The 23,245-nt window shown below is 71.3% G+C and carries 26 protein-coding genes; 19 read left to right on the forward strand and 7 right to left on the reverse strand.

Annotated features, from left to right (window positions below; all coding sequences use genetic code 11):
* The first annotated feature begins 193 nt into the window (after window positions 1-193).
* The 5 genes from N790_RS11185 (at window position 194) to N790_RS11205 (ending at window position 3,222) form a co-directional block, all read left to right on the forward strand.
* The gene (locus N790_RS11185) at window positions 194-643 is read left to right on the forward strand and encodes a YiiD C-terminal domain-containing protein (protein ID WP_043804183.1); all 450 of its coding nucleotides are present in this window, start codon (window positions 194-196) and stop codon (window positions 641-643) included.
* Window positions 644-675: 32 nt separating this feature from the next.
* Complete coding sequence (locus N790_RS11190) at window positions 676-1,092, forward strand: hypothetical protein (protein ID WP_043804184.1); 417 nt, start codon at window positions 676-678, stop codon at window positions 1,090-1,092.
* Window positions 1,093-1,158: 66 nt separating this feature from the next.
* A complete protein-coding gene (locus N790_RS11195; RefSeq protein ID WP_043804186.1) occupies window positions 1,159-1,590 on the forward strand; it encodes a rhodanese-like domain-containing protein in 432 nt (143 codons plus the stop codon).
* A gap of 89 nt (window positions 1,591-1,679) precedes the next feature.
* Window positions 1,680-2,180, forward strand: a complete 501-nt coding sequence (gene secB, locus N790_RS11200) for a protein-export chaperone SecB (protein ID WP_043804188.1) — start codon at window positions 1,680-1,682, stop codon at window positions 2,178-2,180.
* A 16-nt stretch (window positions 2,181-2,196) separates the two neighbouring features.
* On the forward strand, window positions 2,197-3,222 hold the full coding sequence (locus tag N790_RS11205) for an NAD(P)H-dependent glycerol-3-phosphate dehydrogenase (RefSeq protein WP_043804191.1): 1,026 nt from the start codon (window positions 2,197-2,199) through the stop codon (window positions 3,220-3,222).
* Window positions 3,223-3,226: 4 nt separating this feature from the next.
* Here the strand turns inward: N790_RS11205 and N790_RS11210 are convergent, their stop codons facing one another.
* The 6 genes from N790_RS11210 to N790_RS11235 all read right to left on the reverse strand — a co-directional run bounded on the left by N790_RS11210 (window position 3,227) and on the right by N790_RS11235 (window position 7,022).
* Entirely contained in the window at window positions 3,227-3,799 is a 573-nt protein-coding gene (locus tag N790_RS11210; RefSeq protein WP_043804193.1) for a hypothetical protein, read from the reverse strand.
* Between the two features lie 216 nt (window positions 3,800-4,015).
* Entirely contained in the window at window positions 4,016-4,579 is a 564-nt protein-coding gene (locus N790_RS11215; RefSeq protein WP_043804195.1) for an outer membrane beta-barrel protein, read from the reverse strand.
* Between the two features lie 112 nt (window positions 4,580-4,691).
* Window positions 4,692-5,165: a tRNA (cytidine(34)-2'-O)-methyltransferase gene (locus N790_RS11220; RefSeq protein WP_043804197.1), complete on the reverse strand. Its 474-nt coding sequence runs from the start codon at window positions 5,163-5,165 to the stop codon at window positions 4,692-4,694.
* Between the two features lie 36 nt (window positions 5,166-5,201).
* Window positions 5,202-5,432, reverse strand: coding sequence for a hypothetical protein (locus tag N790_RS11225; protein WP_043804199.1), 231 nt, complete (start codon window positions 5,430-5,432; stop codon window positions 5,202-5,204).
* A gap of 106 nt (window positions 5,433-5,538) precedes the next feature.
* Window positions 5,539-6,318, reverse strand: a complete 780-nt coding sequence (locus N790_RS11230; RefSeq protein WP_156970048.1) for a hypothetical protein — start codon at window positions 6,316-6,318, stop codon at window positions 5,539-5,541.
* Window positions 6,315-7,022 carry an SDR family NAD(P)-dependent oxidoreductase gene (locus N790_RS11235; protein ID WP_245593777.1) on the reverse strand — a complete coding sequence of 236 codons (708 nt, stop codon included), beginning with the start codon at window positions 7,020-7,022 and terminating at the stop codon, window positions 6,315-6,317. Before N790_RS11235 ends, N790_RS11230 begins: the two co-directional genes overlap by 4 nt.
* Window positions 7,023-7,129: 107 nt before the next feature.
* On the opposite strand from N790_RS11235, the gene N790_RS11240 reads away from it, so the two are divergent.
* From N790_RS11240 to N790_RS11305, 14 genes are all read left to right on the forward strand, one after another.
* A complete protein-coding gene (locus tag N790_RS11240) occupies window positions 7,130-9,988 on the forward strand; it encodes a M16 family metallopeptidase (RefSeq protein ID WP_043804205.1) in 2,859 nt (952 codons plus the stop codon).
* A 71-nt stretch (window positions 9,989-10,059) separates the two neighbouring features.
* Window positions 10,060-10,452, forward strand: a complete 393-nt coding sequence (locus tag N790_RS11245; protein WP_043804207.1) for a DUF4156 domain-containing protein — start codon at window positions 10,060-10,062, stop codon at window positions 10,450-10,452.
* 97 nt (window positions 10,453-10,549) lie between these two features.
* Window positions 10,550-11,566, forward strand: coding sequence for a 3-oxoacyl-ACP synthase III (locus tag N790_RS11250; RefSeq protein WP_043804209.1), 1,017 nt, complete (start codon window positions 10,550-10,552; stop codon window positions 11,564-11,566).
* A 72-nt stretch (window positions 11,567-11,638) separates the two neighbouring features.
* A complete protein-coding gene (locus N790_RS11255; RefSeq protein WP_043804211.1) occupies window positions 11,639-12,631 on the forward strand; it encodes an LLM class flavin-dependent oxidoreductase in 993 nt (330 codons plus the stop codon).
* Window positions 12,628-13,764, forward strand: coding sequence for an NADH:flavin oxidoreductase/NADH oxidase (locus N790_RS11260; RefSeq protein WP_043804212.1), 1,137 nt, complete (start codon window positions 12,628-12,630; stop codon window positions 13,762-13,764). The genes N790_RS11255 and N790_RS11260 overlap by 4 nt, the downstream gene beginning before the upstream one ends.
* A gap of 11 nt (window positions 13,765-13,775) precedes the next feature.
* Window positions 13,776-14,696 (forward strand): alpha/beta fold hydrolase, encoded by a 921-nt coding sequence (locus N790_RS11265; protein WP_052385891.1) that lies wholly within the window; start codon window positions 13,776-13,778, stop codon window positions 14,694-14,696.
* Window positions 14,693-16,354: an olefin beta-lactone synthetase gene (gene oleC / locus N790_RS11270; protein ID WP_043804215.1), complete on the forward strand. Its 1,662-nt coding sequence runs from the start codon at window positions 14,693-14,695 to the stop codon at window positions 16,352-16,354. The genes N790_RS11265 and oleC overlap by 4 nt, the downstream gene beginning before the upstream one ends.
* A complete protein-coding gene (gene oleD / locus N790_RS11275) occupies window positions 16,351-17,349 on the forward strand; it encodes a 2-alkyl-3-oxoalkanoate reductase (RefSeq protein ID WP_043804226.1) in 999 nt (332 codons plus the stop codon). The genes oleC and oleD overlap by 4 nt, the downstream gene beginning before the upstream one ends.
* An 89-nt stretch (window positions 17,350-17,438) precedes the next feature.
* The gene (locus N790_RS15715) at window positions 17,439-17,594 is read left to right on the forward strand and encodes a DUF1328 domain-containing protein (protein ID WP_043804216.1); all 156 of its coding nucleotides are present in this window, start codon (window positions 17,439-17,441) and stop codon (window positions 17,592-17,594) included.
* A gap of 47 nt (window positions 17,595-17,641) precedes the next feature.
* On the forward strand, window positions 17,642-18,277 hold the full coding sequence (locus N790_RS11285) for a ubiquinone biosynthesis accessory factor UbiJ (RefSeq protein ID WP_043804218.1): 636 nt from the start codon (window positions 17,642-17,644) through the stop codon (window positions 18,275-18,277).
* Between the two features lie 5 nt (window positions 18,278-18,282).
* The gene (ubiB, locus tag N790_RS11290; RefSeq protein WP_043804228.1) at window positions 18,283-19,935 is read left to right on the forward strand and encodes a ubiquinone biosynthesis regulatory protein kinase UbiB; all 1,653 of its coding nucleotides are present in this window, start codon (window positions 18,283-18,285) and stop codon (window positions 19,933-19,935) included.
* Window positions 19,932-20,654 (forward strand): pseudouridine synthase, encoded by a 723-nt coding sequence (locus N790_RS11295; protein WP_043804219.1) that lies wholly within the window; start codon window positions 19,932-19,934, stop codon window positions 20,652-20,654. The genes ubiB and N790_RS11295 overlap by 4 nt, the downstream gene beginning before the upstream one ends.
* Window positions 20,655-20,730: 76 nt before the next feature.
* Entirely contained in the window at window positions 20,731-21,471 is a 741-nt protein-coding gene (locus N790_RS11300) for an SEL1-like repeat protein (protein ID WP_052385892.1), read from the forward strand.
* A gap of 35 nt (window positions 21,472-21,506) precedes the next feature.
* Window positions 21,507-22,142, forward strand: a complete 636-nt coding sequence (locus N790_RS11305; protein ID WP_043804221.1) for a thymidine kinase — start codon at window positions 21,507-21,509, stop codon at window positions 22,140-22,142.
* 1 nt (window position 22,143) lies between these two features.
* On the opposite strand, the gene N790_RS11310 is transcribed toward N790_RS11305, so the two are convergent.
* A partial coding sequence (locus N790_RS11310) for a tetratricopeptide repeat protein (protein ID WP_156970049.1) occupies window positions 22,144-23,245 on the reverse strand: 1,102 nt, incomplete at its 5' end.

Genomic DNA, 23,245 nt, shown 5'->3' on the forward strand with positions numbered 1-23,245 from the left:
GGCCGGCCGCTCGCGCAGCGCCAGCGTCGACACCGCCAGCACGCGCGCACCCATCGCCGCCGCCGCGCGCCGCACCGGCCCGTGGCTGCCCGAGGGGCGCAGCGAGATGACGTACCATCCCGCCAGCGCTGGCGCGCCTGCTGCCTTGTCCATGCCGCCAGCTTCGCACAGCTTCCCGGGAAAACGGCACCACATGTCCAGGCTCGACGAACTCAACGCCCACTACGACGCCATGCCGCCCGTGGCCGCGATGCGCATCCGCGCCACCGCCTACGACGGCGACTGCCTGCGCCTGCACGCGCCGCTGGCGAGCAACGTCAACGACAAGGACTGCGCCTTCGGCGGCAGCCTGGCCAGCATCATGACCCTGGCCGGCTGGGGCCTGCTCACGCTCAGGCTCGGCGACGCCGGCATCGACAGCGACGTCTACGTGGCCGACAGCCAGATCCGCTACCTGCGCCCGCTGTTCACCGACCTCGAGGCCGAGGCCCGGCTGGCGGTCGACGTGGACTGGGACGCCGTGCTGCGCGCCTGGCGCGAACGCGGCCGCGCCCGCGCGTCGATCGTGTCGCGGGTGCTGGGCCCGGACGGCGCGCCGGTGGCCGAGCTCACGGCCCGCTTCGCCGCCTTGCGCGGCGACTGAGCGTCCCGGGGCCGGATATGCATAATGCCCGCATGAACCCGTCCCTTCGCCTGACCTCCTTCCTCCTCGTCCTGCTGCTGGCGGCCTGCGGTTCGGTCGGCGGCAAGCGCACGCCGCTGGACCAGACGCTCTACGACTACGTCAGCGCGATCCGCTGGAGCGAGTTCGAGCTGGCCGAGAAGTTCGTGGACCCGGAACACCAGCGCCGGGCCGGGTTCTCCGACCTCGACCGCGAGCGTTACAAGCAGTTCCAGGTGGCGGGTTACGAAGTGAAGTCGGTCCACGAGCCGGGCGACGGCCTGTACGAGCAGGTGGTCGAGATCCGCTTCGTCAACCGCAATACCCAGGTCGAGAAGCTGGTCACCGACCGCCAGCGCTGGCGCTGGGACCCCGAGGCCAGCCGCTGGTGGCTGGCCAGCGGCCTGCCCGACCTCGACGCCGCCCGCTGACCGGTTTGGCCCCGGGCCGCGCGGGCCGCATAATGCCGGCCCCGCTGTCGCCGTGACCTGTCCGCCATGGATCGCCTGATCGAGTTCGCCCAAGCCAACCTGCTGCTGTCGGTGGCCTTCGCCGGCCTGACCGTCGCCCTGGTCTACACCGAGATCGCCCGCCTGTTCCGCCCCTTCAAGGGCGTCAGCCCGGCCCAGCTCACCGACCTGATCAACCGCGAAAACGCGCTGGTGCTCGACATCCGCGGCCAGGCCGAGTTCGAGAAGGGCCACATCATCGGCGCCAGGCACCTGCTGCCCAGCCAGGTCGACCCGGAAGGCAAGCTGCTGGCCAAGGCCAAGGAATCCCCGGTGGTCGTGGTCTGCTATGCCGGCGTGTCCGCCACGGGCGTGGCCCAGAAGCTGGCCAAGGCCGGCTTCACCCGCGTCAGCGTGCTCGAGGGCGGCATTGGCGCCTGGCAGCAGGCCGGCCTGCCGCTGGCCAAGGGCAAGGCCTGACCCGACACCGCCCGGGGCTGTCATGCCCCGGTCCAACCGGCGTGCGATAATCGCCGGTCTTTCCACTGAATCATTCCCGGAGCACCACCATGGCCGAGCAGAACAACGGCGCCGCCGCCGAGCAGCAGGCGCAGTTCACCATCCAGAAGATCTACGTGAAGGATGTCTCCTTCGAAGTCCCGAATTCGCCGCAGATCTTCAACGAGCCCGGCCAGCCGCAGCTCGAGCTCAACCTCAACCAGAAGGTCGCGCGCGTGGCCGACGGCCTGTTCGAGGTCGTGCTCGCCGTCACCGTGACCTGCAAGCTCGCCGAGAAGACCGTGTACCTGGCCGAAGTGCACCAGGCCGGCCTGTTCGGCCTGGGCGGCTTCGACGACCGCACCCTGGACATGATGCTCGGCACCTACTGCCCGAACGTGCTGTTCCCGTACGTGCGCCAGACCGTGGGCGAACTGGTCGCCAACGGCGGTTTCCCGCCGTTCTACCTGCAGCCGATCAACTTCGAGGCCCTGTACGCCGAAGGCCTGCGCCGTCGCGCCGAACAGGCGCAGGGTGGCGCCATCCAGGCGCCCGAGGCCGGCAACGCCTGATCCGGGCGCAACGCCGATGGACCCGGCCAAGCCGTCGGTCGCCGTGCTCGGGAGTGGCTCCTGGGGCACGGCACTGGCTTCGCTGATCGCCCGCAACGGGCACCCGACCACGATCTGGGGGCGTGACGCCGCCCAGGTCGAGGCCATCGCGAACACGCACGAAAACCCGCGCTACCTGCCCGGCATCGTCCTGCCGGAATCGCTGCGCGCCAGCACCGACATCGCCGCCACCGTGGCCGGCGCCGACCTGGTGCTGGTGGTGACGCCCAGCCACGCCTTCACCGAAACCCTGCACGCGCTCGCGCCGCACCGCCGCCCGGCGGCCGGCGTGGCCTGGGCCACCAAGGGCTTCGAGCCGGGTTCGGGCCGTTTCCTGCACGAAGTCGCCGCCGAGGCCCTGGGCCCCGGCGTGCCGCTGGCCGTGGTGACCGGCCCGTCCTTCGCCAAGGAAGTGGCCCAGGGCCTGCCGACCGCGGTGACGGTGCATTCCGACGACGAGGCCTTCGCCCGCGAAGTGGCCGAGTCGCTGCACGGCCCCACCTTCCGCGCCTACACCGGCAACGACATGCTCGGCGCCGAGCTCGGCGGCGCGATGAAGAACGTGCTGGCCGTGGCCACCGGCGTCGCCGACGGCATGTCGCTGGGGCTCAACGCCCGCGCCGGCCTGATCACGCGCGGGCTCAATGAAATGCTGCGGCTCAACGCGGCGCTCGGCGGCCGCGCCGAAACCCTGATGGGCCTGGCCGGCCTGGGCGACCTGGTGCTCACCTGCACCGGCGACCTGTCGCGCAACCGCCGCCTGGGCCTGGCGTTGGGGCGCGGCCAGTCCATCAGGGACGCCGTGGCGGCGATCGGCCAGGTCGTCGAGTCGGTGCAGACCGCCGACGAAGTGATGCGCCTGGCCGAGCGCCACGGCATCGAGCTGCCCATCTCCGACCTGGTGCGCCGCGTGCTGCACGGCGACATCACCCCGGTCGAAGGCCTGGGCATGCTGCTCGCGCGCGAGCAGAAGCCCGAGTACCCCGAAGGCCTGTTCGGCTGACGCCTCAGAAGCTGGCGCGCAGGCCCAGCTGGTAGGTCTCGGCGTCGTCGCCGAAGGTCACGTCGCCGGTGAGGCCCCAGGTCGGGGTGAACTTGTACATCGCGCCGAGCGTGCCGGAGAAGTCGTCGCCGACCTGGTCCAGGTCCACGTAGTTCGCGCGCACGCTGCCTTCGAGCTTGTCGGTGAGCGCGCTGCGCAGGCCCACCGACGTGCGGTAGCCCTCGGTGTTGATGATGCCGGTGCCGTCGGTGGTGACGAAGCCCGCGGCCTCGGTGTCGACGTAGGCCGCTTCCGCGAACAGGTCCAGGCCGTCGTTGAGCGGGTGCGCGTAGCCCACGCCCAGCTCGCTGCCGTCGAGCTTGAACGGCGTCCCGTCGATGCCGATGCGCGAATAGCCGGCCAGGCCGTAGAAATTCGAATCGCCGAACTCGAAGCTGCCGCGGATGCCATGGCCGTCCGCGTCGCCGTCGACGTTGATGTAGTTGCCTTCGATCCAGGTGTTGCTGAGCGAATCCTGCGCGGCCGCGGGCAGGGCGGCGGCGAGGGACAGGGCAAGGGCAAGGGTCGTGCGCTTCATGCGTGGATTCCTTTCGTTGGGGGGAGCGCCCGCGTTCGACGGGCAAACCCGAGTATCGAAAGTGCGCAGGAACGCGCGATTAACGCGTGGCGTAACTGAACGGCGCGCTTCAGTCGCCGTTCCATCGCCGCTTGGCAGTACGCGCGTTCAGGAAAGGCGCGCGCAAAAGAAAAGCCCGGCCGGAGCCGGGCTTTTCGCGACGCGTTGTTGCGCAGATCAGAAGCTGGCGCGCAGGCCGACCAGGTAGGTCTCGCTGTCGTCGCCGAAGGTCACTTCGCCGGTGACGCCCCAGGTCTGGGTGAACTTGTACTGGGCGCCGATGGTGCCGCTGAAGTCGCCGTCGAAGTCGCTGCCGTCGGTGTAGTTGGCCTTCAGCAGGCCCTCGAAGCTGTCCGAGAACGAGCCGCGGATGCCGACCGAGGCGCGGTAGCCGTCGGCGTCGACGTTGCCCAGCAGCGGCACGTTGTCGGCGTCGGCGCTGACCCAGGCCAGCTCGGAGATCAGGTCGAGGTTGTCCGACAGGTCGTGGGCATAACCGAAGCCGATCTCGGTGTTGTCGATGTCGACGTTGGAGTTGTCGACTTCGACCTGGGCATAGCTGCCGAAGCCGTAGAAGTTCGACTGGCCGAACTCGAACGAGCCGCGCACGCCGAAGCCGTCGGCGTCGCTGTCGACATTGACGTAGCCGCCTTCGACGTAGGTGTAGCTGAGCTTGTCGTCGGCCTGGGCCGACAGCGGGAGGAGGGCGGCCAGGGCCAGGGCAATCAGGGAACGCTTCATTGTTTTTCTTCCGTGTTGTGGGGGTGGCCCGACGTGCGGGCTGGGGGTGGAGTATGCGAAGCGCGGCGTAACGGTTGATTAACAGCCCTGCGTTTCGGCCTTCCCCATGCCATCAGTCATGCATCGCGGCGCCGGCATAACCCAGCTGCCGCCACGCTTCGAACACCGACACGGCGACGGCGTTCGAGAGGTTCAAGCTGCGCTGCCCGGCGCGCATCGGCAGCGTGAGCCGCTGCGCTTCCGGCAGCGAATCAATCACCTCGGCGGGAAGCCCGCGCGTTTCCGGACCGAACAGCAGCGCGTCGTCGTCGCGGTACCGCACGCCGTCGAAGCGCCGCGTCGCGCGCGCGCTGAAGGCGAACACGCGCGGGTGGCCGAGCGCTTCGAGGCAGGAGGCGAGGTCGCGGTGGCAGCGCACGCTCGCCCACTCGTGGTAGTCGAGGCCGGCGCGGCGGAGCTTGGCGTCGTCGAGGTCGAAGCCGAGCGGCTCGACCAGGTGCAGCCCGGCGCCGGTGTTGGCGCACAGGCGGATCACGTTGCCGGTGTTCGGCGGGATTTCGGGTTGGAACAGGATGACCTGGATCATCGCGGCATTATCGCCGCGACTCGCGCGCGCGCGGGCTCAGCCCGCGGCGCAGTGGATGCGGCGGCCGATCAGGCCCAGGTCGCCGGGCATGCGTGCCAGGCCGAGGGCGCCGGCCGGCTGCACCGCTTCGCCGCAGGCCAGTCCGGCGGCCACGGCGGCGCGCACGGTGTCCTTCAGCGACGGCGGCGATTGCAGGGCGGCGACCAGGCCCAGGGCCAGCAGCGGCAGGGCGAACAGGCTTCGTTGCAGGTGGGAAGAGAGGGTCATGGCGGGTTCCGGGACGGGGTGGCTCATGACGTATGCAGCAGGAACCATGCCAAGTGGTCCCGGCCAATAAAATCAAAAGCTTGCGCCAATCCCGGGTGTCCGGACATCAGCCCCGGACACGGCAACCGGACAGCGGCTCGCGCTCGAAGGCGGCCCAGCGCCCCTCCGGCGCCGGCGTGGCGGCCCCGGGGAAATCGATGCGCGCCACCAGCTGGCGCTGGCCGTCGTCCTCGCGCAGGTTGCTCAGGCCCTCGAAGCGCAGCAGCCGCCGGCTCTCGCGCCCGTAGGCCACGTCGATGTGCGGCGCCAGCCAGCCCAGCCAGCCGCCCAGGCGCAGCCGGAACACCTCGGCCGGTTCGCCGTCGAGGGCCTGCGGGCCCAGCCGGCGCACCTGGAAACCCAGGCTTTCCAGCCGCGAGGGCACCGCGAACTCAAGCGGCACCGCCTGCCCGGCCAGCAGCGGCTGCCACTGCCGGCGGATGAATTCGTCGAAACCGGCGTCGGCCACCAGGCCCGCGGTGGCCAGCGACGCGCTGCGCTCCGCCTCGCCCGGCGCAGGACGCACCCACACTTCGCCGGCACCCTCCTCGCGGCGCAGGCCCTCGCGGTAACCCAGGCGCGCGTCCTCGAAACTGAACTCCGGTGCGAGCGCCGAATCGCGGTAATCCACCCGCTTGCGCGCGAAGGCGGTGCCGTCCGGGCAGCGGTAGAGCACCAGCCGCTGCAGCGTGCGCTCGCCCTCGCGGCGCACCAGGTGCTGCTCGCGGTAGAGCAGCTGGTTGTCATCCGGGTCGCGCGCCACGCCTTCTTCGAAGCTCAGCCCCGCGCGCGCGGCCGGGCTGGCCAGCAGCGCCAGCAGCAGTCCCGCGGCGGCGGCGGGCTTCACCACGGCAGCGGCGACCCGTCTCGGTCCACGAATTCGCCGGCGGGCAGGCCGGCGCGGCGCTCGAGCATGTCCAGCATGTCCTGCACCGACTCATGCGCGGTCACCGGCGCGCGCTCGCCGCCCATTTCGGTGCGCACCCAGCCCGGGCTGGCGGCCAGCACGCCGATGCCCAGCGGGTTGAGCGCGCGCGCCATCAGCACCGTGGCCATGTTCAGCGCGGCCTTGCTGATGGCGTAGCTGGGCGTCTGGAAGGTTTCGGTGAGCGCCATCGCGCCCAGCCGCGAGCTGAGGTTGAACACGCGCGGCCGCCGGCCCTTGGCCAATTGCGGCGCCAGCGCCTGCGCCAGCAGCAGCGGCGCCACCGCGTTCACGCGCAGGGCGTGTTCGAGCACGTCGGCCTTCAGCGCGCCGAATCGCTCGCCGCGCGGCAGCGTGCCGGCGTTGTTGATGAGCAGGTCGAGGGCCGGGTGCATGGCCGCGACTTCGTGCACGAAGGCCTCGCGGCTGCGTTCGTCGGCGACGTCGAGCGGCGCGACGTGCAGGTGCCCAGGATGCGCCGCGGCCAGCTGCGTGAGGGCATCGGCGTGGCCGGGCTGGCGGCAGCCGGCCACGACGCGGTGGCCGCGCGCCAGCAGCTGGCGCGTGAACTCCAGGCCCAACCCGCGGTTGGCGCCCGTGACGACGATATTTCGCGACTCGTTCACGCCCATGCCTCGCACTATGGCCTTCGGCCTAGTGTATGCCCCGTCAAGGCAAGCTAGGATGCAAGCCCCCCGGCTTCGTCCGGACCGTCCCCGCAGGAATCCCACGCATGACCCAGCCCCGTCTTCCGCGCGTCCGCGCGCTGGTCCTGGCCCTCGGCTTCGCCGTGGCCGCCCTCTCGCCCGCTTATGCGCAGGACGCCGACGCGCCGAAGGCCGCCGTCGCCGCCGACATCCCGTTCGAGCAGTTCACCCTGCCCAACGGCCTGCGGGTGGTGGTGCACACCGACCGCAAGGCGCCGATCGTGGCGGTGAACGTCTGGTACCACGTGGGCGCCAAGAACGAGCTGCCGGGCCGCACCGGCTTCGCGCACCTGTTCGAGCACCTGATGTTCCAGTCCAGCGAGAACCACAAGGGTGAGTTCTTCACCCCGTTCGAGCTCGTGGGCGCCACCGACCAGAACGGCACCACCAATTCCGACCGCACCAACTACTTCCAGAACGTGCCCACCACCGCGCTCGACATGGCGCTGTGGATGGAATCCGACCGCATGGGCCACTTCCTCGGCGCGGTCACCCAGGAAGTGCTCGACGAGCAGCGTGGCGTGGTGCAGAACGAAAAGCGCCAGGGCGAGAACCAGCCCTACGGCCAGGTCTTCGAGCGCCTGCTCAAGGCCAGCTACCCCGAGGGCCACCCGTACAGCTGGTCCACCATCGGTTCGATGAGCGACCTCAACGCCGCGTCGCTCGAGGACGTGCAGCGCTGGTTCAAGACCTGGTACGGCCCGAACAACGCCGTGCTGGTGCTGGCCGGCGACATCGACGTCGAGACCGCCAGGGCCAAGGTGACGAAGTACTTCGGCGACATCCCGGCCGGCCCCACCATGGCCCAGCCCAAGGTCGACCCGGCGCCGCGCACCACCTCCACCCGCGACGAATTCACCGACCGCGTGCCGCAGGCGCGCGTGTACCGCGTCTGGAACACCGCCGAATACGGCAGCGTCGACGCCGACCGCCTGCAGCTGCTGGCGCAGGTGCTGGGCGGCTCGCGCGCCTCGCGCCTGGACAAGCGCCTGGTTCACCAGGACAAGCTGGCCGACAGCGTGTCCGCCGGCGCCTGGGGCAACCAGCTGGGCGGCCTGTTCTTCCTGCAGGTGGACGTGAAGCAGGGCGTGGATCCGGCGGCCGTCGAGAAGGCGCTGGAAGAAGAGCTCTCGCGCCTCATCGCCGAAGGCCCCAGCGCCAGCGAGCTCGAGCAGGCCCGCACCACCTTCAAGGCCGGCTTCATCCGCGGCATCGAGCGCATCGGCGGCTTCGGCGGCAAGGCCGACGCCCTGGCCGAATGCGCCGTCTTCGCCAAGGACCCGGGCTGCTTCCGCGAAAGCCTGCGCGTGATCGAAACCGCCACCGCCGCCGAGCTGCAGGACGCCGGCAAGCGCTGGCTGTCGCAGGGCGACCACACCATCGTGGTCACCCCGGGCGAGCGCGTGCCGACCGTCGAGAAGGAAAGCGCCTCGCACCCGGAAATGGCCGCCGTGCCGGCCGCCGACCCGAAGTACACCACGGTCGAGACCGGCGTGGACCGCAGCCAGGGCGTGCCCAAGACCACCGAGTTCCCGGACCTGGTGTTCCCGGCGCTGCAGCGCGCCGAGCTCTCCAACGGCATCAAGCTGGTGCTTGCCGAGCGCCGCGGCCTGCCGGTGGTGCAGATGAACCTGCTGCTGCCGGGCGGCTACGTCGCCGACCTCGGCCGCAAGCTGGGCACCTCCAGCTTCACCATGGGCATGCTCGACGAGGGCGCCGGCAAGTACGGTGCGCTCGCGTTCGGCGACGAGGCCGAGCGCCTGGGCGCCAACCTCGGCGCCAGTGCCTCGCTCGACGGCGGCAGCGCCTACCTGTCGGCGCTGAAGGAGAACCTGGACGAATCGCTGGGCCTGTTCGCCACCATGCTGCGCGTGCCGCGCTTCGAGGCCAGCGAACTCGAGCGCGTGCGCCAGAGCTGGATCGCCAGCATCAAGCAGGAAAAGGCGCGCCCGAACTCGGCCGCGCTGCGCCTGCTGCCGCCGCTGCTCTATGGCCAGGGCCACCCCTACGCCATCCCGTTCAGCGGCACCGGCAGCGAGGAATCCATCGCCTCGCTGACCCGCGACGACCTGCTGGCCTACCACCAGGCCTACGTGCGCCCCGAGGGCTCGACCCTGGTGGTCGTGGGCGACACCACGCTCGATGAAATCGTGCCGCTGCTCGAGAAGCACCTGGGCCAGTGGAAGGGCACCGGCGCGGCCCCGGCCCAGCCGGCGGTCACCGAGGTGGCGCTGCCGTCCAAGCCGCGCGTGTTCCTGGTCGACCAGCCGGGCGCGATCCAGGCCAACGTCTACGTCGGCCAGCTGGCGCCCTCGAGCATGGACGCCAAGGCGACCGAGTTCGAGATCGCCAACTCGGTGCTGGGCGGTGAGTTCAGCTCGCGCCTGAACATGAACCTGCGCGAGGACAAGCACTGGGCCTACGGTTCCTACAGCTTCGTGCAGGCCGCCAAGGGCCAGCGCCCGTGGCTGGCGTTCGCGGCGGTGCAGATCGACAAGACCGCCGAGTCCATCGCCGAGCTGCAGCGCGAGATCAGCGAATACGCCACCGGCAAGGCCCCGGCCAAGCCGGAGGAAGTGGCCAAGATCCAGGCCAGCGAGATCCGCAGCCTGCCCGGCTCCTACGAAACCGCCAACGCCGTGCTCGGCGCCATCGGCGGCATCGTGCGCTACGAGCGCCCGGACGACTACGTGGTGCAGCGCAAGGCGAAGATCGAAGGCCTGACGCCCGAAGCCGTGCACGCCGCCGCCGGCACCCTCAAGCCCGAGGCCCTGACCTGGGTGGTGGTGGGCGACCTGTCCAAGATCGAGGAAGGCGTTCGCGCGCTCGACCTCGGCGAGGTGCAGGTGGTGGATGCCGACGGCAAGCCGGTGGCCGCCAGGTAAGCCTTCCGGATCATTGCCGGTTCAGCACGGGCGGGGCGACAATCCCGCCCGTGTTCTTTTCGGAGAGACCCATGCGCATCGTTGCCGCGGCACTGCTGCTGATTCCCCTCGCCTCCGCCTGCACCTGGGTGAAGATGGCCCCCGGCGCCGCCGAGGTGCGCGTGGCCGCCCCCGGCCAGGACCTCTCGGCCTGCGAGAAGCGCGGCGAGGTGGCCGTGTCGGTGCGCGACCGGCTGGGTCCCTACGAGCGCAACGACATCAAGGTGCGCGACGAGCTCGAAACCCTGGCCCGCAACGAGGCCCCGGGCCTGGCCGCCGACACGGTGCAGCCCAAGGGCGAGCCCGACGACGGCGAGCAGCGCTTCCTGGCCTACCGCTGCCGCGGCGCGGCCCCGGCCGCCGGCACGGCGACGACCCGCCCGGTCGCCGAGGGCGAGGCCGAGACCTATCCGATCGAAGACTGAGGCACCCGTCACGTCTTCACATCCCCCGGCGCCTCGTTTGGAGCCGGGGGGCCGGAACGGTTAAGATTCAAGGGTTTCCCTCTAGGCGAACCCAGCCATGCTGTTCCAGCACGTTTCCATCGCCGGCCTCGCGCACATCGACGCGCCGCACCGGCTGTCCTCGGCCGAGATCAACGCCCGGCTCCAGCCCACGATGGACCGCCTGGGCATCAAGACCGACGTCCTGCAGGACATCGCCGGCATCTACGCGCGCCGCCTCTGGGACGACGAAGTGCAGGCCTCCGACGCCGCCACCCTGGCCGCCGAGAAGGCCATCGCCGACGCCGGCGTGGACCGCAGCAAGATCGGCCTGCTGGTGAACACCTCGGTCAGCCGCGACTACCTCGAGCCGTCCACCGCCTCCATCGTCTCGGGCAACCTGGGCTTGGGCGAGCACTGCCAGAACTTCGACGTGGCCAACGCCTGCCTGGCCTTCATCAACGGCATGGACATCGCCAGCCGCATGATCGAGCGCGGCGAGATCGAATACGCCCTGGTCGTCGACGGCGAAACCGCCAACCTGGCCTACAAGAAGACGCTCGAGCGCCTGAGCGGCCCGGACGTGACCGAGGAACAGTTCCGCAACGAGCTCGCCACGCTCACGCTCGGCTGCGGCGCCGCCGCCATGGTGCTCTCGCGCACCGAGCTCACGCCGGAAGCGCCGCGCTACCGCGGCGGCGTCACCAAGGCCGCCACGCAGTGGAACACCCTGTGCCGCGGCAACCTCGACCGCATGGTCACCGACACCCGCATGCTGCTGATCGAAGGCCTGAAGCTGGCCACCGCCACCTTCGGCGCCGCCCGCCAGGCGCTGGGCTGGGTGGTGGACGAGCTCGACGAGTTCGTCATCCACCAGGTCTCGCAGGTGCACACTCAGGCCTTCATCAAGGCCTTCGGCATCGACCCGAAGAAGGTCATGACCATCTTCAACGAGCACGGCAACATCGGCCCGGCCTCGGTGCCCATCGTGCTGAGCAAGCTCAAGGAAATGGGCCGCCTGAAGAAGGGCGACCGCGTGGCCCTGCTGGGCATCGGTTCGGGCCTGAACTGCTCGATGGCCGAAGTGGTCTGGTAAGCCGCGCCACGAAGGCTTGCGAAAAGGCACACCCCGCGTGGGCCTTTTCCTTTCTGGCGTAGCATCCACGCCATGATCCCGCTCTCGATCCTCGACCTCGCCCCGGTCACCGTGGGCAGCACGCCGGTGCAGACCTTCGCCAACGCGCTCGACCTGGCCCGGGCCGGCGAGCGCCTGGGCTACCGGCGCTACTGGCTGGCCGAACACCACAACATGCCGGGCATCGCCAGCGCCGCCACGGCGGTGCTGATAGGCCATGTCGCCGGCGGCACGAAAACCATCCGCGTCGGCGCGGGCGGCATCATGCTGCCCAACCATTCGCCGCTGCAGGCGGCCGAGGCCTTCGGCACGCTCGGCTGCCTGTTCCCGGGCCGCATCGACCTGGGCCTGGGCCGCGCGCCCGGCACCGACGCCGCGGCGGCGAAGGCGCTGCGGCGCTATTACGACAACGCCGAAGAATTCCCCGCCGACGTGGTCGAGCTGCTGGGTTACTTCGAACCCGTGCAGCCCGGCCAGGCCGTGCAGGCGGTGCCGGGCGCGGGCGTGGAGGTCGAAGCCTGGATCCTGGGTTCGAGCCTGTTCGGCGCGCGGCTGGCGGCGGCGCTGGGCCTGCCGTACGCGTTCGCCTCGCACTTCGCGCCCGATGCGATGGACGCGGCCCTGGCGCTGTACCGCCGCGAATTCCGGCCGTCGCGGCGCCTGGCGCAGCCGCACGCCATGCTGGCGCTGAACGTGGTGGTCGCCGACACCGACGACGAGGCCGCGCGCCTGTTCACCACCCAGCAGCAGGCCTTCGTGAACCTGCGCCGCGGCAAGCCCGGCCTGGTGCCGCCGCCGCTCGACAGCGCCGCGGCCATCGACGATTACTGCACGCCCGCCGAAAAACACATGATCGAAGCCACGCTGGCCTGCCGCGCGGTCGGTTCGCCCGGCACCGTGCGTGCGCGCATGCAGGCGTTCGCCGCGCGCCACCAGCCGGACGAACTGATCCTCACCGCGAACCTCTTCGACCACGCCACGCGCGTGCGCTCCTTCGAACTGGCCATGGAGGCCTGGCAGGCATGAGCACCCCGAAACTGTTCGTACCGCTGGCGGTGGGCTCGCTGAAGCTCGCCAACCGCATCGTCATCGCGCCCATGTGCCAGTACTCGGCGGTGGACGGGAAGATGACCGACTGGCACCTGATCCACCTGGGCCAGCTGGCGCTGTCGGGCGCCGCGCTGTTGACCATCGAAGCCACCGCGGTGCTGCCGGAGGGTCGCATTTCCTACGCCGACGTCGGGCTCTGGGACGACGCCACCGAAGCCGCGATGGCGTCCGTGCTGCAGGGCGTCCGCCGCTGGTCTTCGATGCCGGTGGCGATCCAGCTCGCGCATGCCGGGCGAAAGGCGTCCACCGACTTGCCCTGGCAGGGCGGCGGGCAGATCCCGCCGGGACACGCGAACGGCTGGCAAACCGTGGCGCCGTCCGCGCAGCCCTTCCACGACGCCGACAACGCCCCGCTGGCGATGACGCGCGCGCAGATGGACGAAGTACGCGACGCCTTCGCCGCTTCGGCGCGTCGCTCGGCGCGGCTGGGCCTGGACGCCATCCAGATCCACGCCGCGCACGGCTACCTGCTGCACCAGTTCCTGTCGCCGCTGTCGAACCGGCGCGACGACGACTACGGCGGCACGCTGGAAAACCGCATGCGCTTCCCGCTGGAAGTATTCGACGCGGTGCGCGCCGCCTTTCCCGCCGCCAGGCCGGTGAGCGTGCGCGTCTCGGGCACCGACTGGGTGCCTGGCGGCTGGGACGTCGCACAGACCGTCGTGTTCGCGAAGGCGCTGGAGGCGCGCGGCTGCAGCGCCATCCACGTTTCCAGCGGCGGCCTGCACCCGGCGCAGGCCATCCCGGCCGGCCCCGGTTACCAGGTGCCGCTGGCGCGCGCGGTGAAGCAGGCGGTGGGCATTCCCGTCGTGGCCGTGGGCCTGATCACCGACTACGACCACGCCGAGGCCATCGTCGCCACCGGCGATGCCGACCTGGTCGCCCTGGCCCGCGGCATCCTCTACGACCCGCGCTGGCCCTGGCACGCGGCCGCGCACCTCGGCGCCAGCGTCACCGCGCCGCCGCAGTACCTGCGCTCGCAGCCGCGCCAGTTCAAGACGCTGCTGGTGAAGGGCGGCGGCAGCGCGAAAGGCGGGGGCCTCGCGTAGAATCCGGGCCCATGAACGCCACTATCCCCAGCGCCGAACAGGCCCGCGTGCTCGCCAAGGGCCCGTTCCCCGATTACCCCTTCACGCCGAAGACCTTCCGCCACCCGAACGGGCTGGTGCAGAGCTACCTCGACGAGGGCCAGGGCGAGACGGTGCTGATGCTGCACGGCAACCCGTCGTGGTCCTACTACTGGCGCAAGCTGGTGCTGGGCCTGCGCGACCGCTACCGCTGCGTGGTGCCCGACCACATCGGCATGGGCCTGTCCGACAAGCCCGACGACAAGGCCTACCCCTACACCCTGCGCAGCCGCATCCAGGACCTCGACCGCCTGCTCGAGCACGCCGGCGTGGGCGACAACCTCACCCTGGCCGTGCACGACTGGGGCGGCATGATCGGCTTCGGCTGGGCGCTCAAGCACGCGGCGCGCATCAAGCGCCTGGTCATCCTCAACACCGCCGCCTTCCCGCTGCCGCCGGCCAAGCCCCTGCCGTGGCAGCTCAAGCTCGGCCGCGACTACAACCTGGGCGCGCTGGCCATCCGCGGCTTCAACGCCTTCGCCGGCGGCGCCTCGCGCCAGGGCGTGGAAACGCCCATGCCCGACGACGTGCGCCGGGCCTACGTGGCGCCCTACGACAGCTGGAAGAACCGCATCTCCACCCTGCGCTTCGTGCAGGACATCCCGCTGCGCCCCGGCGACCGCGCCTGGGACCTGGTCGAAGAGGCCGGCAAGCGCCTGCCCGACTTCGCCAACCGGCCGGCCTTCATCGGTTGGGGCCTGCGCGACTTCGTGTTCGACCACCACTTCCTCAAGGGCTTCACCCAGGCCCTGCCGCGCGCCGAAGTGCACGCCTTCGAGGATGCCGGCCACTACGTGCTCGAAGACAAGGCCGACGTCCTCGTCCCCGCCATCCGCAGCTTCCTGGACCGTTGAGCGAGCGCTGCAACATCGCCGCGGCGTTGCCGCGGCTGGCGGCGGAGGCCCCGGACCGGGTGGCGATGCGCTGCCCGGGCACGCACGGCGCGAACGGCCTGGCGCGGTATGACGTCGCGCTCACCTACGCCGGACTCGACCGCCGCTCCGACGCCATCGCCGCCGGCCTGGCGAAACACGGCGTGGCGCGCGGCCAGCGCGTGGTGGTCATGGTGCGGCCCTCGCCCGAGTTCTTCCTGCTGATGTTCGCGCTGTTCAAGGCCGGCGCCGTGCCGGTGCTGGTGGACCCGGGCATCGACAAGCGCGCCCTGAAGCAATGCCTCGACGAAGCGCAGCCCCACGCCTTCGTCGGCATCCCGCTGGCCATGTTCGCGCGCAAGCTGCTGGGCTGGGCCCGCGGCGCGAAGGTGGCCGTCACCGTGGGCCGCCGCTGGGCCTGGGGCGGGCCCACGCTGGCGCAGGTGGAGCGCGACGGCACCGGCGCCGGGCCGCAGCTGGCCGACACCGCGCCCGACGAAGTGGCCGCCATCCTCTTCACTTCCGGCTCCACCGGCGTGCCCAAGGGCGTGGTCTACCGCCACCGGCACTTCGTGGCGCAGATCGACATGCTGCGCGACGCCTTCGGCCTGCAGCCCGGCGGCGTCGACCTGCCCACCTTCCCGCCGTTCGCGCTGTTCGACCCGGCCCTGGGCCTGAGCTCGATCATCCCCGACATGGACCCCACGCGGCCCGCCAAGGCCGACCCGCGCAAGCTGCACGACGCCATCGCCCGCTTCGGCGTGGACCAGCTGTTTGGCTCGCCGGCGCTGATGCGCGTGCTCGCCGAATACGGCCAGCCGCTGCCCACGCTGCGCCGCGTCACCTCCGCCGGCGCACCCGTGCCGGCCGACGTGGTGGCGAAGATGCGCGGGCTGCTGCCGCCCGAAGCGCAGTTCTGGACGCCCTACGGCGCCACCGAATGCCTGCCCGTGGCCGTGATCGAGGCGCGCGAACTGCAGTCCACCCGCGAGGCCACCGAGCAGGGCGCCGGCACCTGCGTGGGCCGCCCGGTGCCGCCGAACGAGGTGCGCATCATCGCCATCACCGACGCGCCCATCGCCGACTGGTCGCAGGCGCAGCTGCTGGGCGCCGAGGCCATTGGTGAAATCACCGTCGCCGGTCCGTCCGCCACCGACGAATACTTCGCGCGCCCGCAGGCCACCGCCCTGGCCAAGATCCGCGAAACCCTGCCCGACGGCCGGCAGCGCATCGTGCACCGCATGGGCGACCTGGGCCGCTTCGACGCGCAGGGCCGCCTGTGGTTCTGCGGCCGCAAGTCGCACCGCGTGCGCACGCCGCTGGGCAACCTCTACACCGAGCAGGTGGAACCCGTGTTCAACACCCATCCCGAAGTGGCGCGCACCGCGCTGGTCGGCGTGGGCGAGGGCGCGGCGCAGGAGCCGGTGCTGTGCGTGGAAATGGCGCCGCACCTGCCGCAATACGAGCACGAGCGCGTGCTGGCCGAACTGCGCCGGATGTCGGAGGGTTTCGTGCACACCGCGCGCATCCGCCATTTCCTGGTGCACGACGGCTTCCCGGTGGACATCCGCCACAACGCCAAGATCGGCCGCGAGCAGCTGGCCGCCTGGGCCGCGAAGGAACTGAGGTGGCGGCGATGAAGGTGCTGGTGACCGGCGGCGCGGGTTTCCTGGGCCAGGCGCTGTGCCGCGCGCTCCTGGCGCAGGGGCACGAGGTGACGAGCTTCCAGCGCAGCCATTCGCCCGCGCTCGAGGCGATGGGTGTGCGCCAGGTGCGCGGCGACCTGGCCGACGCGGCCGCGGTGCACGCCGCTTTCGCCGGCCACGACGCCATCCTGCACAACGCCGCCAAGGCCGGCGCCTGGGGCAGCTACCAGAGTTACTTCGACGCCAACGTCACCGGCACCCGCAACGTGCTGGCGGCCATGCGCGCGCACGGCATCGGCCGGCTGGTGTACACCTCCACGCCCAGCGTGACCCACAGCGGCCGCACGCCGGTGGAAGGCGGCAACGAAGCCGACACGCCCTACGGCCAGGGTTTCAAGGCGCCGTACCCGGCCACCAAGCTCATCGCCGAAAAGGACGTGCTGGCCGCGAACGACGCCACGCTGGCCACCGTGGCGCTGCGCCCGCGCCTGATCTGGGGCCCCGGCGACACCCAGCTGCTGCCGCGCCTGGCCGAACGCGCCCGCGCCGGCCGCCTGCGCTTCATCGGCGGCGGCCACAACCGCATGGACACCACCTACATCGACAACGCCGCCCAGGCGCACCTCGATGCGCTCGCGGCGCTGCGCACCGGCGCGGCCTGCGCGGGCAAGGCCTACTTCATCTCCAACGGCGAACCGCGCGAAGTGCGCCGCATCGTCAACGACCTGCTGGCCGCGGCCGGCGTGCCGCCCGTGCAGGCCAGCGTCCCCTACGGCGTGGCCTACGCCGCGGGCGCGGTGCTCGAAGCCGCGTGGACCCTGCTGCGCCTGCGCGGCGAACCGCCGATGACGCGGTTCCTCGCCGAGCAGCTGTCCACGCCGCACTGGTACGACATCTCCGCCGCCGCGCGCGATTTCGGCTACGTGCCGCGCGTTTCCATGGACGAAGGCCTGCGGCGCACCGCCGCGTGGTGGAGTTCGCGGCCTTAACGGCGGCTCAGCTTGTTGGCGGGGAGTCAGCAAGCCACGGCTAGCGTCGGTCGTGCCCACACCGGGTCATGACAAGAAGGAGAGCAACCATGCTCCATTACGCGCTGGTCTTCCTCGTGGTCGCCATCATCGCCGCCGTGCTGGGTTTCGGCGGCATCGCCGGCACCGCCGCCTGGATCGCCCAGGTCCTGTTCGTCGTTTTCCTGGTCCTGGCCATCGTCTCCTTCCTGCGCCGGAAGGCCTGAGCCGGCGCTGGCGCCGACATCACCGGCCAGCCCGCTAGAATGGGGGCATGACGGATCCCGCCGCTTCCCCCTTCGACGCCCTCAAGCCCCTGGCCGGCCGCGCGCTGGAACAGGCCTTGAACCGGCTGGTCGCCCTGGACCCCGACACCGCCCACGCGCTGCAGCGCCTGGGCGGTCGTCGCATCGGCCTGGCGTTGGAGGCGCCGCCGGTGGCGCTGGAACTGGCGGTGCACGAGGGCCGCCTGCAGGTGGGCCCGCCGCGTGAAGAGCCCGACCTCGGCGTGCGCGCCACCCTCTCCGGCGTGCTCTCGCAGCTGCCCTTCCTGCGCCCGCCCGGCGCGCCGCCGGTGGGCAAGGTCCGCCTGAACGGCGACGCCGAGCTGGCTCGCCAGCTGCAGCGCATGGCCGAACGTTTCGACCCCGACTGGGACAAGCCCTTTGCCGAACTGCTCGGCCCGGTGTTCGGCCCGCAGGTGGCGCGCGTGCTGCGCGAGGCCCTGCGCGGCGGCGCCGCGCTGGCGAAGAACCTCTCGCGCGACGCCGTGGACTACCTCACCGAAGAATCCCGCGACCTGGTCGGCAAGGCCGAACTGGCCGCCTTCCACGACGACGTGGACGAACTGCGCGACCAGGTCGAGCGGCTTGCCGCCCGCATCGCGCGCCTGCCGGGAACCGCCGGGTGAGCGGCCTGCGCGGCAGCTGGCGGGCGCTGGGCATCGTGCGGGTGCTGCTGCGGCACCGCCTGGATTCCCTGCTTGAGGACACCGCGGTCGGCCGTTGGCTCTGGCTGCTGCGGCCCATCACCCGCCGCGCCGGCGACGACGATGCGCCGCGCGGCAAGCGCCTGCGCCTGGCCCTGCAGGAGCTCGGCCCCATCTTCGTGAAGTTCGGCCAGGTGCTGTCCACCCGCCGCGACCTGCTGCCGCCGGACATCGCCGAAGAACTCTCGCTGCTGCAGGACCGCGTGGCGCCGTTCCCGGGCGAACAGGCGCGGGCGCGCGTGGAAGCCGGCCTGGGCCGGCCCGTCGGCGAGCTCTATGCCGACTTCGAACTCACGCCGCTGGCCTCGGCGTCCATCGCCCAGGTGCACGCCGCGCGCCTGCACGACGGCCGCGAGGTGGTGGTGAAAGTGCTGCGCCCCGCCATCCGCGAACGCATCGCCGACGACATCGCGCTGCTGCGCACGCTGGCCGCGCTGGCCGACCGCCACCACCCGCGCGCCGACAAGATCCGCGCCCAGGAAGTGGTGTCGGAAATCGAATCCACGCTCTACGCCGAACTCGACCTGCAGCGCGAAGGCGCCAACGCCAGCCTGATGCGCCGCACCTGGGAAGGCAGCGACGAGCTGTACGTGCCCGAGGTGTTCTGGAACCACACCAGCGAAACCGTGCTGACCATGGAGCGGGTGCGCGGCATCCCCAGCGACGACATCGCCGCGCTCGACGCCGCCGGCATCGACCGCAAGGCCCTGGCGGCGCGCGGCGTGCGGGTGTTCTACCTGCAGGTGTTCCGCGACAACTTCTTCCACGCCGACGCGCACGCCGGCAACATCTGGGTCGACGTCGACCCGGCGCGCAAGGCCAACCCGCGCTACATCGCCATCGACTTCGGCATCGTCGGCCAGCTCACCCGCCGCGACCAGTACTACCTGGCCGAGAACTTCATGGCCATCTTCCAGCGCGACTACCGCCGCATCGCCGAGCTGCACGTCGAAGCGGGCTGGATGCCGGCCACGGTGCGCCTGGACGAACTGGAAGCCGCCACCCGCGCGGTGTGCGAGCCCTATTTCACCCGGCCGCTGAGCGAGATCTCGCTGGGCGAGGTGCTGGTGAAGCTGTTCAAGACCGCCCAGCGCTACGAGCTCACGCTGCAGCCGCAGCTGATCCTGCTGCAGAAGACCCTGCTCAACATCGAGGGCGTGGGCCGGCTGCTCGATCCCAAGCTCGACATCTGGGCCGAGGCGCGGCCGGTGCTGGAGAAGATCCTGCGCGAGCGCTACAGCCCGGCCACGCTGGCGGCCGAGTTCCGCAAGCGCCTGCCGGAACTGGTGACGCACGCGCCCGACATGCCGCGGCTGGTGCACGACTTCCTGGCCCAGCAGGTGCGCGGCGACCATTCGCTGCACATGCGCAGCGAAGACCTGGCCGAACTCGCGCGCATTTCCCGCGCCGGCCAGCGCCAGACCGTGTACGCCATCCTCGGCACCGGCCTGATGATCGTGGCCGCGGTGCTGTACGCGCTCGAAGCCGGCGGCCCGCGCCTGGCCGGCATCCCGGCCGCCGCCGCCATCGCCGGCCTGGGCGCCTTCGGCGCCTTCCTCGCGGCCTGGCCCCGCCGGTGACGTCCGCCCCTGATCCCATTCCCGTGGTGTGGGGCGATGAGCGGCTGGCGGTGGTGGCCAAGCCGCCCGGGCTGATGGTGCACGACAGCGCGCTGGCGCGCGGCGAGACCGATTTCATGGCCGACCGGCTGCGCGAGCAGTTCGGCAAGCCCGTGTTCCTGGTGCACCGGCTCGACCGCGCCACCAGCGGCTGCCTGCTGCTGGCCTTCGACCGCGACACCGCCTCGGCCCTGGGCCGCAGCCTGATGTCGGAGCAGTTCACCAAGGACTACCTGGCCATCTGCCGCGGCTGGCCCGAGCCCGCGGCCGGCACCATCGACCACCCGCTCGACGGCGGCCCCGGCAAGCCGGTGAAAAAGCCCGCCGCCACCGACTACCGCACCCTCGCCACCGCCGAAGTGGACTGGCCCAGCCAGCAGCACCCCAGTTCGCGCTACGCGCTGCTGCTGTGCACGCCGCGCACCGGCCGCTTCCGGCAGATCCGCCGGCACCTCAAGCACATCCACCACCACCTGGTGGGCGATTCGAGCCACGGCGACGGCCGCCACAACCAGGCCTTCCGCCTTCGCGGCGTGCATCGCATGCTGCTGCACGCCTGGCGCCTGTCTTTTCCGCATCCTCACGACGGCCGCCGCATCATCGCCGTGGCGCCGCCGGACGGCGAATTCCGGCGCGCGCTGGAGCTGCTGGGCCTGCCGGAACCCGACCCCGCGGCATGACGGGTGGCCCATGCCGCGGGCCTGCCACGGTGGCAAGGTTCATCCCGTCCCCCCGATCCCAAGGAACGAGCCCCCGATGCGACCGATCGCCCTTGCCTGCGCCACCCTGCTGATGCTGGCCACCGCCACGCCCGTGCTGGCCCAGGCCGACAACCCCGAGGACCGCGCGATCATCTCCTCGGGCGGCTTCCTCAGCGCGCACCCCGACCTGCGCTACCGCCTCAGCGGCCTGGCCGCCTACCGCAAGGGCGACTACGAAGAGGCGATGACGCGCTTCCGCCGCGCCGCCCGCTACAGCGACAAGCCCTCGCAGGGCATGGTGGCCGAGATGTACTGGAACGGCACCGGCGTGGAAGCCGACCGCGTGCTCGGCTACATCTGGATGGACCTGGCCGCCGAACGCGGCTACCCCCTGATGCTGGTCAAGCGCGAGAAGTTCTGGAAGGAGCTGAGCGAAGCCGAACGCGCCCGCGCGCTCGAGATCGGCCCGGCCGTGTACGACGAATTCGGCGACGCCGTGGCCAAGGAGCGCCTGGCGCGCGAACTGCGTTTCGCCAAGCGCCAGACCACCGGCAGCCGCGTCGGCTCGGTGGGCGCGCTCACCATCGTCATCCCCACGCCCGGCGGCAGCACCCAGGTGGACGGCACCGCCTACTACGACGAGAAGTTCTGGGACATCGAGCAGTACGTGCAGTGGCAGGACCGCGACTGGAAGGTGGTGGGCCAGGGCACCGTGGACGTGGGCGAGGTGATGGTCACCGACACCCCGCTGCCCGAGGACGTGGAGGAAGGCGGGGACGCCGCCGCGGAAGACTGAGCGATAATGGCGGCACGTCACCGCGGGACCGTGCCTTGGCCAAGCTCTACTTCTACTACTCGGCGATGAACGCCGGGAAGACCACCACGCTGCTGCAGAGCGCGCACAACTACCACGAGCGCGGCATGCGCACGCTCATCCTCACGCCGAAGCTGGACAACCGCTTCGGCGAAGGCCTGGTGGCCTCGCGCATCGGCCTGCAGGCGCGCGGCACGGTGTTCACCCGCGACGACGACCTGCAGGCGCTCACCGAAGCCGACATCGCCGCGCGCGGCCCGCTGCACTGCGTGCTGGTGGACGAGGCGCAGTTCCTGTCCAAGCGCCAGGTCTGGCAGGTCACCGAGATCGTCGACAAGCTCAACATCCCGGTGCTGGCCTACGGCCTGCGCACCGACTTCCGCGGCGAACTGTTCGAAGGCAGCCAGTACCTGCTGGCCTGGGCCGACAACCTGGTCGAGATCAAGACCATCTGCCACAGCGGCCGCAAGGCCACCATGGTGCTGCGCGTGGACGAAAATGGCCGCGCCATCAGCGACGGGCCGCAGGTGGAGATCGGCGGCAACGAGCGCTACGTGTCGGTCAGCCGCGGCGAGTTCAAGCGCGTGATGGCCGGCGAAGGCCACATCGACCTGCAGCAGCCGCAGCTGCCGCTGGGCACGCCGGCCGACTGACTCAGGCGCGGCCGCAGCTGGCGGCTTCGCCGGCCAGTTCGTCCTGCAGGCGGCGGCGTTCGGGGTGCCGTTCGGCGGCGCGCGCCAGGGTGGCGGCGCGCAGGTCCTTGCCGTCGCCCAGGCGGCCGGCGCGGCAGTAAAGCTCGGCCTGCAGCGCGTCCAGGTGAAGGGTCCAGGCTTCGGCCACCGCGTTGCGGGCGCGGGCCTGCGTGCGCAGGCTGGCCAGCTGCGCCTCGGCCTCGGCCCGTTCGCCGCGCTGCAGCGCCAGCCGCGCCACCAGCAGCGTGTGTTCGGCCTGGGCCAGGCTGTCGGCGTCGCCCAGGCGGGCGCTGGCTTCTTCCAGCAGGCGGCGCGAACTGTCGGCGTCGCCGCGGCGCCAGGCCAGTTCGGCCAGCAGGCCGCGGGCGCGGGTGGCCAGGGCGCGGTCCTGCGAGCGCGACAGTTGCAGGCATTCGTTGGCCAGCAGCGCGGCGTTGTCGTCCAGGCCGCGCGCCATGCGCACGCGCGCCAGCTCGCACAGCACGGCTACGTGGCGGTCGAGTTCGTTGCCGCGGCGGCGCAGCTGCAGGCTGCGCTGCAGGGCTTCGTCGGCCTGCGCCAGGTCGGCGCGTTCCCAGGCCAGGCGGCCCAGTTCGTGCCAGGAATCGGCCACTTCCGGGTGCTCGGGGCCGAAGCGCGCCAGCAGGCGTTCGTGCGCGCTGCCCAGCAGGCGCGCGGCTTCGTCGAGCTTGCCGGCTTCCACCAGCAATTCGCCCAGCGGGCGCTGCACGGCGGTGGTGAGCGGGTGGTTGAGCCCGAAGCGGTCGAGCGCGATCTGCAGCGCCTGGCGGTAGGACGATTCGCCTTCCACCGGGTCGCCCAGCGCACGCTGGAAAGTGCCCAGCTCGCGCCAGACTTCCACGCCCAGCGCATTGCGGTCGCCGCCGCTTTCGCGCAGCAGGGCCAGGGCGTCGCGCATGGCCGCGACGGCTTCCTCGTAGCGGCCCTCGTCGGCCAGCAGGCCGGCCAGGTCGGCGCGGCTCTCGGCCTGCAGCGCCTTGCTGGCGTCGCCGGCGCCGCGCAGGGCCAGGGCGCGGCCGAACAGGTCGCGCGCCACTTCGCGG

It is taken from the genome of Arenimonas malthae CC-JY-1 (genome assembly GCF_000747075.1).
Lineage (GTDB): Bacteria > Pseudomonadota > Gammaproteobacteria > Xanthomonadales > Xanthomonadaceae > Arenimonas > Arenimonas malthae.